Source organism: Micromonospora sp. ALFpr18c (genome assembly GCF_008868155.1).
In the GTDB taxonomy this organism is placed as follows: Bacteria; Actinomycetota; Actinomycetes; order Mycobacteriales; family Micromonosporaceae; genus Micromonospora.
Genome location: NZ_WBKR01000338.1, coordinates 1 through 3227, shown reverse-complemented (window position 1 = coordinate 3227; position 3227 = coordinate 1). Strand labels below are relative to the sequence as shown.

The window sequence follows — 3227 nt, the reverse complement described above, 5'->3', positions numbered from 1 at the left end:
GGCGTGGTGGGTGGCGGAGTCGTGGGTGGTGGCGTCGTCGGCGGTGGAACGGTGCCGTCCAGGCCGAAGAAGCGGATCACCTGTGCGGCGTCGACCGGCAGGTTGTGCGAGACACCCTGCATGCTGATCGCCTCGACCGGGGCCGTCGGGCCGCTGCTGCCGTACCGGGTGCGGGTGTAGCCGGACTGCGGCGAGTCGGTGTACGTCGGGGTCTGGCTCAACCCGTGCACGTTGGTCCACTGCTTGACCTGCTCGCCGAAGTTCGGGTAGCGCAGCGTCTCGTCGTTGGTGCCGTGCCAGATCTGCATCCGTGGCCGCTGCCCGGTGTAGCCGGGGTACGCCCCACGGACCAGGTCACCCCACTGCTGGGCGGTCCTGATGAGCTGCCCGTTGGCGCACTCGCTGTTCCACTCCGAGCTGCCCCCGGTGGCGAAACAGCCGAACGGCACTCCGGCGAAGGAGGCGCCCGCGGCGAACACGTCCGGGTAGTCACCCAGCATGACGTTCGTCATCATCGCCCCGGACGACGTGCCGGTGGCGAAGATCCGCGCCGGGTCGGCGGCGTAGCGCTGCCGCACGTAGTCGACCATCGCCATGAGCCCGACCGGGTCGCTGCCCCCGCCGCGGCGCAGGGCCTGCGGTGAGGCCACGTCCCAGCACTTGCTGCTGCGGGTCACCGATGGGTAGATGACGATGAACCCGTACCGGTCCGCGAGCGACGCGTACTGGGTGCCCGAGTGGAACGCCGGCCCCGACCCGGTGCAGTAGTGCAGCGCGAGCAGGATCGCCGGCCGGGACGCCACGCGGTCCGGGACGTACAGGTGCATCTGGAGGTTGGTGGGATTGGTGCCGAAGCCGGTCACCTGCGTCAGCGTCGCCGCCGACGCCGGTGTGGCGAACGTGAGCGCGGCGGCGGCCAGCGTGAGGGCAGCCATGACGGCGCCGAGCAGCCTTGTCTTGATTGTCATCCTTCGCGATCCCTCGGAAAATGGCGCATGGAAGGGGAGTAAGTCGAGGACTGCCCTTCGCCCGACCCTGACCGCGGCTCGCGTGACCACGTCAGCTTCAATCGAGCACACTCGATTGTCAATACTTCCGGAAACCTTTCGCCGTCCGGGATCGGGCCTCCACCTGCACACCCGGACGGAGCTGCGGGAGGGATCGCCGGGCCTTGATCGCGGGCTATTATCGGGACGTTCTCGAAACCTGTCGGGCCTCCCGCATCCCTCGCGCCACCCCCCCTACGAGCCTCCACAGAGACCCGTGGGCACGAAGGAGATCGAGTGAAGATCGTCGACGCCCGGGTCATCGTGACCTGTCCGGGCCGCAACTTCGTCACCCTCAAGATCGTCACCGATGAGGGGGTCACCGGCGTCGGAGACGCCACCCTCAACGGCCGGGAGCTGGCCGTCGCGTCGTACCTGCGCGACCACGTGGCGCCGCTGCTGATCGGCCGGGATCCGGCGCGGATCGAGGACACCTGGCAGTACCTGTACCAGGGGGCGTACTGGCGGCGCGGTCCGGTCACGATGAGCGCGATCGCCGCCGTGGACACCGCGCTGTGGGACATCAAGGGCAAGGTCGCCGGCCTGCCGGTCTACCAGCTGCTCGGCGGCCGGTCCCGCGAGGGCGTCACCGTGTACGGCCACGCCAACGGCGAGACCGTCGAGGAGGTGCTGGTGGAGGTCGCCCGCTACGTCGACCTCGGCTACCGGGCCGTACGGGTGCAGTGCGGCGTGCCCGGCCTCCCCAAGACGTACGGGGTCAGCGCCGACAAGCTCTTCTACGAGCCGGCCGACGCCGCGCTGCCCAGCGAGGCCACCTGGTCGACGCAGCGCTACCTGTCGCACGTGCCGACGGTGTTCGCCCGCGTCCGCGACGAGTTCGGCCCCACCCTGCGGCTGCTGCACGACGTGCACCACCGGCTCACGCCGATCGAGGCGGCTCGGCTCGGTCGCAGCCTGGAGCCGTACGCGCTGACCTGGATGGAGGATCCGGTCCCCGCCGACCTGCAGGAGGGCTTCCGGCTGATCCGGCAGCACACCACCACCCCGGTCGCCGTCGGCGAGGTCTTCAACACCGTCTTCGACGCCGCCCAGCTCATCCGCGAGCAGCTCATCGACTACATCCGCGCCACGGTGGTGCACGCCGGCGGGATCACCCACCTGCGCCGCATCTTCGACCTCGCCGCCCTGCACCACGTCCGCAGCGGCTCGCACGGGGCCACCGACCTCTCCCCCGTCTGCATGGCCGCCGCGCTGCAGCTCGACATCTCGATCCCCAACTTCGGCCTGCAGGAATACATGCGGCACACCGAGCAGACCGACGACGTCTTCCCGCACGGCTACCACTACGCCGACGGGTACCTGCATCCCGCCGAAGCCCCCGGTCTCGGCGTGGACATCGACGAGGAGGCCGCCGCACGGTACCCGTACGCGCCGGCGTACCTGCCGGTGAACAGGTTGGAGGACGGCACCGTGCACCCGTGGTGAGCGCGGGCCGGCCGGGTCAGTAGATGCGTCGCCCCCGCGCGTCCGGCACCCCGGACTTGCGGAGGAAGTACGTGTTGATCTGGTCCCGCCATTCGGTGGCGCAGCGCACCTGCTCGTCGAGACGGTCGGCCACCCGTTCGTACACCGCGGGGTCGATCATCCCGTTGAGCGTCCGCCACCGCCGCCGCATCGCCTCCACCTCCTCCACGCCCGCGAAGTGGGTGTCGTAGATGTGCTGGATGACGGTCGACCCGTCGTGCAGGACGTGGGAGTACGGCACGTGGTGGAAGAAGAGCAGCAGCTCGTCGGGGCACGTCCGCGGCGACTCGTACACCTGCGCCCAGTACGGCGGGTACTGCCCCGCGAAACCGGTGCCCGACGCGCGACTGCGGTCCACGCCGACGCCGTCCCGGTCGGCGAAGTGGTAGGTGCCCCACCGCGAGTACTCGTACCCGTCCACGTCGGGGCCGTAGTGGTCGCCGGGGTGGACCATGAAGCCGACACCCAGCGGCGCGGTGTACCGCTCGTAGGTGCGCCAGGAGTCGTCCATGATCTCGTGCAGCGTCCGCCCCACCAGCTCCGGATCGGCGGTCGCCGACGGCGGGAAGGTCAGCGCGATCCACTCGTCGAGGACCGCCGTCGGATCCAGGGCGGGGTCCCAGGCAAGCCGGCCGAACGTGTACAGGTTGGCCTGCGCCAACGGGTGCCCGGTCCAGAACGGGTCGTCACCGGTGT

General features: G+C 70.1%; 2 protein-coding genes and 1 pseudogene. 1 reads left to right on the top strand and 2 read right to left on the bottom strand.

The features are described 5' to 3' along the window. A partial coding sequence (locus F8271_RS30675) for a PHB depolymerase family esterase (RefSeq protein WP_151493283.1) occupies positions 1–968 on the bottom strand: 968 nt, incomplete at its 3' end. A 315-nt stretch (positions 969–1283) separates the two neighbouring features. Between F8271_RS30675 and manD the strand changes: the two genes are divergently transcribed. After that, positions 1284–2492, top strand: coding sequence for a D-mannonate dehydratase ManD (gene manD, locus F8271_RS30670; RefSeq protein WP_151493282.1), 1209 nt, complete (start codon positions 1284–1286; stop codon positions 2490–2492). A 16-nt stretch (positions 2493–2508) separates the two neighbouring features. On the opposite strand, the pseudogene F8271_RS30665 reads toward manD, so the two are convergent. Continuing rightward, positions 2509–3227: pseudogene (locus F8271_RS30665) on the bottom strand (alpha-glucuronidase); the annotation flags it as partial.